Raw genomic sequence first — 4125 nt, 5'->3', positions numbered from 1 at the left:
ATGCGGCTTATGCTCAGTTTATTTTTATCCTCATCTTTTTTGAATAACCTGTCTTTTCCAGATGATTTTTCGGAAAAGATGAGGATAACATAATTATCTTAATCCACAAAGACGAGCCATCTCTGCTTCATCATCTGACCACAAAGGTTTTTCTTTGGTTGCCATATTCCCAGATTCCATTACTTTTCGCATCATTTCTAAAGATGGAACTGCATAAATACGAGTTGTTTCAGTTGAGGAATGCCCAAGTATTCTGGACACCAGCTCCAGTTCTGTTCCATCCTGATATAGATTCGTTGCGCGTGTTCTGCGGACCATGTGAGGATAACAGTGTTCTGGAAGATTCGGATGATCTGGTCTTATCTTATCGGCATATTTCTTTATGATCCGTTCTACATTTCCAACAGACATCTTGTCTTTATGTCCTTTTATGACAGTGTATATTAAAGGTGCATCTGGATCATTCAATGGATGATATACCTTTAGATAATTCCTTACGTGATTGGCAGTTACATCTGTGATCGCAACAATCCTCTCTTTATCGCCTTTTCCATATATCCTAAGATATGGGATATCAGCATCAAGATTTACTGAAGATACCTTCAGTGATAATAGTTCTGAAACCCTGACTGCAGAATCATAAAGCAGAATGAGGATCATCTGATCCCTTCGGCCAATCTTTGTATCAGGCGGGGCCGAAAGCAATGCTTTTATATCTTCCTCGCAGATTATCTCACGGGTCAGCTTTGGTACTCTCAGGAATGGAACTCTTGAAGCAGACAATGCGATAGATTGCAAAGAAATATCAACATCTGCTGCATACCACAGATAAGCTCTGATTGCGGCAAGCCTGTTATTGCAGGTAGTTTCTGCATTTTTTTTATTCTTTAGGTATTCCATGTAGGACAGAAGCATTTCATGGGTGCAGTCTTCAAATCCAAATGTTTTTATTGACAGGTGGCATTCATCCGTTACATATCTCCTGAAGATGGTCAGTGCATCACGGTATGTTTCGATTGTATTCCTGCTTTTCAGTACCTGGTCAGGAAGATAATGTTCAAGAAAATCCAGAGTTTTAGAGAAGAACAGTTTCTTCTGAGTTTTTTTCTTACTCATATAGCTCTACCTCCGGAATTACTGATATACCGGTTTTATCATTTTTTCGGATAATACGAAATGCTTCCGCAACCTGATGATAATAGTAAAAGGTTTCGTCAGGGCTTTGATGTCCCAGATATCTGCTTAGAAAAGGAAGCATCTCTTTTAACGATGTGCCATTTTCCATCCACAGGTTCATTCTTTTTACAACGAAAGTATGTCTCAAAGAATGGACTGTTGGAGATTTATCACAGCCTTCTGCATAAGGAGTCAGACTCCAAAAGTTTCGAAATTTATATTCTATCGTAACATTAGTGAGGCACTTGTCCGTTTCCCGGGCTGGAAAAACCCAGCCTGAAAACAGATGGTATCTTACTGCAAGCAGGTCTTTGTAATTCTTTATAACATCAGCCAGGTCATCTGTTATATAAACAAGCCGGTCTTTATGTCCTTTCGACTGCATGATCCTGAGGGTACCTTTGTGTAAATCTACATCTTCCCACTTCAGTTTTCTCGCTTCGGATATGCGGAGCCCGCAACAATAGATTATTCTGAATAACACCTTATATTCAATCGAAAGACGTTGAAAACTTACCGCATTTATTTTAGGAACATAATTATCGACATTTTCAAAAAAGGAACGTATCTCTGCATCAGATAATACATGTACAACTCTTTTTTCAGTTTTATAAAAATCATGTGGAAGATAGGCTTCCATACCCATTGAAATCAAAAACAGGGCAAACTGCCTGATAACGGAAACCCTTGCAGAACAAGTCCCGAGAGATTCCCCATCTTTCAAGGTCCCCCATTTTTTTACGAGTTCTCTACTAAGGACCGGCTCTCCTACAGATTCCTCTATACAGAAGAGATCAAAGTGCTTCAGTTTCCAGACCTCTGTTTCGTATATAAATCCAGCTGATCTTTTTTCCTGTATAAACTGTTCGATATATGCCGCAAAACAGCTGTGAAACTGATACTCCTTACACTTCATGCCATGCCTCCTTCATCAGAATCCCTGCACTTTCCAGAGATAGCCCGCATTGCTGGATCCTTTCTTCATCCAGAAGCAGATATTTCATGACACTTGTAGGATCACGATGTCCAAGGGCATCCATAACTGCATCGATCCCCGCATGATTTCGTAAAAGATTTGTGGCAAAAGTCCTGCGGGTTACATGGAAACCTCCACCCTTTACAGATCTTCTTTCCGGAAGGATACGGTACAGGGCATTGGTACACACCTTTCCGGATAGTTTTCCATATGGTGCCTTTGATTTAAGAAAAATATATTCTGTATCAACTTGAGGCCTTCCAGACATTATATACATATATAAAGCATTTCCTACTTCTACCGGCATCGGGAGATTAATCTGTGTTTTTGTTTTCTTCATAACAATGGAAATTTGCCTTTTGTTCCAGTCAATATCCTGAAAACGAAGCGACAGTATATCATAGGACCGGAATCCCATTCTTAATCCGAGTAATACAATAGCGATATCACGAAGTTCTACAGGAGAATGGTGCTCTGAACGATATCGCTCGATCTTCTCCATCTGCTCATCAGAAAGGATATCTATAATTCTCTCTTCAGGAGCAGTTCCTGATATGAGACATTCATCCAGATGATGCATTTTTGTATAGCCATACTCATCAAGATAACGGAGAAAAGCCCGAACTATCACAAAGCGGGTAGCCCTTCCTTTAAACGTTTTGTGCTTATCACGAACCGCATACTCTTTTATGATAGCGGGAGAAAGTGATTCAAAGTTTTTAAAGCCTTTACTGATAAGAAAATGACAGAAACTTATGCAGGAATAGCGATAAGTCCTAATGGTTCCTGCTTCTCTGAATTCACGGCGTTTCTGCTCGAGAAGTCCTGTGATTGCCTCCTGACACCATGATGGAAGTCCTTCAAAACCTGATGTTTTATACATATATTTTCTGTTTCCATCTATATCGCCTGAAGCAGCAAAACTTTCGTAAAACTTAAGTATACGTCTCCAGTGAAGCCATGAGCTTCCCATCGTTTTGCGGATCTCATCAAACCATATCCACATGATTCCTGGATGATATCCGAGAGCATGAATGTCTAAAAATAAGTATAACGCAGTAAGTGCATGTTTTGCCAGTTTCAAAGTTGTGCCAATATAGCCGTGTTTTTCTAAAATCTGAATAAAACAAGGTATCGAATGATAAAACTCATTTGCAGTCATTTCTGGATCTGTTATCTCTGCAATGAAGGTTTGATTTTCCATCATAAACTGCGATATCAGCCCAATGTGAGGGTATATCTTGCAGTTGAAAACAAGAGAATAGTTGTGCGGACATACTCCTATATCACCGTAGAAACGGATCATACTTGCAACGTTGTTTAGTATCTGCTGTTTTTTTTATTGGTGCAGTACATTTTTGAATTAATTAAGCGGATAATGATCTTATAATCAATCTCTTGAATGGTGGATATCCCCATCTCATCCATTATGAGGAGTGCTTCCGAACAGTTTCTTCGCATTGATTCAAACGTACAATTCGTATAATTCTGTCCGCAGGATTCCAGATAATGATCCAGCTCCTTTTTCCATTGTTCTGGCAGTTTTTTGTATAAAGACCGGTTGAGATATAAGGTCCTGTCAGATATAGTACCTGTTATTTCCATTTCCTCGAGTTGATATGCATACTTTATCCATATATCATATCTCTGCTTTGGAACAGCAGCTTGCAGGTATGCAAACCATGCTTCACGAACATCAGAAGAATACACTTTATTTTCCTGTAGCATGAATAACTTTAGTGAATCATAACATTCCCTGTGTGACTTTCGGCTGTTGGAACAGACTTTTCGTTCTTTCAGAAATATCATCACTTTTTCAACGGTTTCATCATAATTCATGAAATCACATCCTTTCGATTTTAATTGTGATTTCATTATCGCATATTTTTTTATCCTCATCTTTTCCGAAAAATCATCTGGAAAAGACAGGTTATTCAAAAAAGATGAGGATAAAAATAAACTGAGCATAAGCC

The 4125-nt window shown here is 38.9% G+C and carries 4 protein-coding genes; all 4 read right to left on the bottom strand.

Annotation, left to right across the window (positions count from 1 at the left end; all coding sequences use genetic code 11):
- Positions 1–93 precede the first annotated feature (93 nt).
- Positions 94–1116: a tyrosine-type recombinase/integrase gene (locus tag B5F87_RS20095; protein ID WP_087284391.1), complete on the bottom strand. Its 1023-nt coding sequence runs from the start codon at positions 1114–1116 to the stop codon at positions 94–96.
- Positions 1109–2092 (bottom strand): tyrosine-type recombinase/integrase, encoded by a 984-nt coding sequence (locus B5F87_RS20090; protein WP_087284388.1) that lies wholly within the window; start codon positions 2090–2092, stop codon positions 1109–1111. Before B5F87_RS20090 ends, B5F87_RS20095 begins: the two co-directional genes overlap by 8 nt.
- Positions 2082–3359, bottom strand: coding sequence for a tyrosine-type recombinase/integrase (locus B5F87_RS20085; RefSeq protein WP_158097122.1), 1278 nt, complete (start codon positions 3357–3359; stop codon positions 2082–2084). Before B5F87_RS20085 ends, B5F87_RS20090 begins: the two co-directional genes overlap by 11 nt.
- Positions 3360–3472: 113 nt before the next feature.
- The coding region (locus B5F87_RS20080) for a hypothetical protein (protein ID WP_204246107.1) at positions 3473–4125 on the bottom strand (653 nt) is incomplete at its 5' end.

This window comes from Eubacterium sp. An3 (assembly GCF_002159465.1).
In the GTDB taxonomy this organism is placed as follows: Bacteria; Bacillota; Clostridia; order Lachnospirales; family Lachnospiraceae; genus Anaerobutyricum; species Anaerobutyricum stercoris.
The sequence above is the reverse complement of the archived record's forward strand: the minus strand, read 5'-3'. Positions and strand labels throughout refer to the sequence as shown.